Below are 2,488 nucleotides of genomic sequence, written 5' to 3'. Positions count from 1 at the left end.
GTCCCGGTCCGCAGGGGCCCGGGCAGCACGGTCCCGGTCCGCAGGGGCCCGGGCAACACGGCCCCGGCCCGCAGCACGGCGGCCCCGGTCCGCAGGGCCCCGGCCCCGGGCAGCACGGCGACCACGGTCAGCAGCACGGGCCCGGGCCCGGACGGCCCCCGCTGTCCGACAACTGGACCGCGTTCATCGCGCCCGACCGTGAGTACTTCCTGGCGATGATGCAGCGCAGCGGCCCCGAGGCGACCGGGCTCAACCTGCCCGCGTACTCCCCGGAGCAGCAGCTCGCGCTCACCGGCGGGCAGGTCACGATCGGCCGCCGCCGGCACAGCACGGGCGAGTCCCCGGACATCGACCTGTCGGTGCCGCCGGAGGACCCGGGCGTCTCCCACCAGCACGCCGTGCTGGTGCAGCAGCCGGACGGCGGCTGGGCCGTGGTCGACCAGAACTCCACCAACGGCACGACGGTCAACGGCGCCGAGGAGCCGATCCAGCCGTACGTCCCCGTCCCGCTCCAGGACGGCGACCAGGTGCACGTCGGCGCGTGGACGACGATCACGGTCCGCCGGGACTGAACAACGGCGCGCGGCGGAGCGGCCGGTGAGGAGGGAAGCCTCTCACCGGCCGCTCCGCCGCGCCGCGCGTCTGCGACCATGGACGGGTGACTGAGATTCCGCGCGACACGGTGCAGGAGCTGACCTTCTACGAGCAGGTCGGCGGCGAGGAGACCTTCAGGCGCCTGGTCCACCGCTTCTACCAGGGCGTCGCCGAGGACCCGCTGCTGCGGCCGATGTACCCGGAGGAGGACCTCGGGCCGGCCGAGGAGCGGTTCGCGCTGTTCCTCATGCAGTACTGGGGCGGACCGCGTACCTACAGCGACCGGCGCGGGCACCCCCGGCTGCGGATGCGGCACGCGCCGTTCCGGGTGGACCGCGCCGCGCACGACGCCTGGCTGAGCCATATGCGCGTCGCGCTGGACGAGCTGGGCCTCGCCCCCGAGCACGAGCGGCAGCTGTGGGACTACCTCACCTACGCCGCCGCCTCGATGGTGAACACCGACGGCTGACCCCCGGTCACGGACCGCCCACATCCGTGCGGAATCCGGTGCTCCACGGCCGGATACCGGTCACGAATGCATCAAGGTGTACCCGTAAGCGGTTTCCACGGACACAGCCGTCTGGAAGCATCCTGAGCGACGCCGGGGGCGGGCGTGCGGTGAGCGGTGACTAGGGGGCCGGGTGACGGGGTTCGTCTTTCTGCGGGTGAGGGCGCATCGGCTCCTCCTCGCGGCGGCCGTGCTGGCCGTGCTCCTGACCACCTCGGTCCTGGCCGCGCTCACCGCGTTCTCCGGTTCCGTCGGCGACGCCGCGCTGCGCCACACGCTCACCCACCGCTCCGCCGTGCCGGCCGCCCTGGTGGTCTCCGCCCCGCTGGGGCCGGACGAGCGGCAGCGGGCCGACGCGGCGACGCGCGAGGCCGCCCGGGAGACCTTCGACGGCCTGCCGGTGACCGTGCGGAAGCTGGAGACCTCCGGTCCGTACGCGCTGCCGCGCGGCCTCCAGGACCCGGCCGCCCGGCGCGGCGACCCCGACCTGACGCACTTCGCCTCGCTGGACCGCAGCCGCGTCCGCCTCACCGCCGGACGCATGCCCGCCGCCGGGGCGGGGAAGAGCGGCGCGCCCGTCGAGGCCGCCCTGCCCGCGTCCGCCGCCGAGACGCTGTCGCTGAAGCCCGGCGCCCGGCTGAGGCTCACCGACCGGCTGAGCGGCAAACCGGTGGACGTCGTGATCACCGGGCTCTACAAGGCCGCCGACCAGGCCGATCCGTACTGGCAGCTGGACGCGCTCGGCGGACGCGGCGTCCGCAAGGTGGCCTTCACCACCTACGGTCCCCTGCTCACCGACCCCACCGTGCTCGGCTCGGGCCGGACGACCGCGGGCGAGGTGTCCTGGCTGGCGTCCGCCGACTTCCGCTCGGTCACCACCGACCGGATGGAGGCGCTGCACGACGCGGCGGCAGCCGGCCCGAAGAAGCTGCTGGCCACCCCCGTGTTCAAGGGCGGCGGCACCGCGCGGACCTCGCTGCCCACCGTCCTCGAACAGATCGACCGCGCCCTGCTGGTCTCCCGCTCGACACTGACGATCGTGGCCGTGCAGCTGGTCCTGCTCGCCGGATACGCCCTGCTCCTCGTGGCCCGGCTGCTCAGCAGCGAGCGCGCGGGCGAGACCGAACTGCTGCGGGCGCGCGGCGGTTCGCGGGCCCGGATCACCTGGCTCGCGTCCGCCGAGGCGCTGCTCCTCGCGCTGCCCGCGGCCGTCGTCGCCCCCCTGCTCTCCGGCCCGCTCACCCGGCTCCTGGCCGACCGCAGCGAGCTCTCCCGGATCGGGCTCCGCCTGGACACCGGCGTCACCGGCCAGGTGTGGCTGGTCGCCGCCGTCACCGCGCTGGCCTGCGCGCTCGCCGTCGTGGCGCCCGCCCTGGCCGCGGGCGG

Annotated in this window: 3 protein-coding genes; all 3 read left to right on the top strand. The window is 75.2% G+C overall.

Annotated elements, in window-relative coordinates; translation table 11 throughout:
• On the top strand, positions 1-572 hold a 572-nt coding region (locus G3I41_RS32135), incomplete at its 5' end, for an FHA domain-containing protein (protein ID WP_164404059.1).
• Positions 573-658: 86 nt separating this feature from the next.
• Positions 659-1,063, top strand: coding sequence for a globin (locus tag G3I41_RS32130; RefSeq protein ID WP_164404058.1), 405 nt, complete (start codon positions 659-661; stop codon positions 1,061-1,063).
• Between the two features lie 172 nt (positions 1,064-1,235).
• A partial coding sequence (locus G3I41_RS32125) for an FtsX-like permease family protein (protein ID WP_343242266.1) occupies positions 1,236-2,488 on the top strand: 1,253 nt, incomplete at its 3' end.

Origin of the sequence: Streptomyces sp. SID9727 (genome assembly GCF_010550605.1) — a bacterium.
Lineage (GTDB): Bacteria > Actinomycetota > Actinomycetes > Streptomycetales > Streptomycetaceae > Streptomyces.
This window is presented reverse-complemented; position numbering and strand designations above follow the sequence as displayed.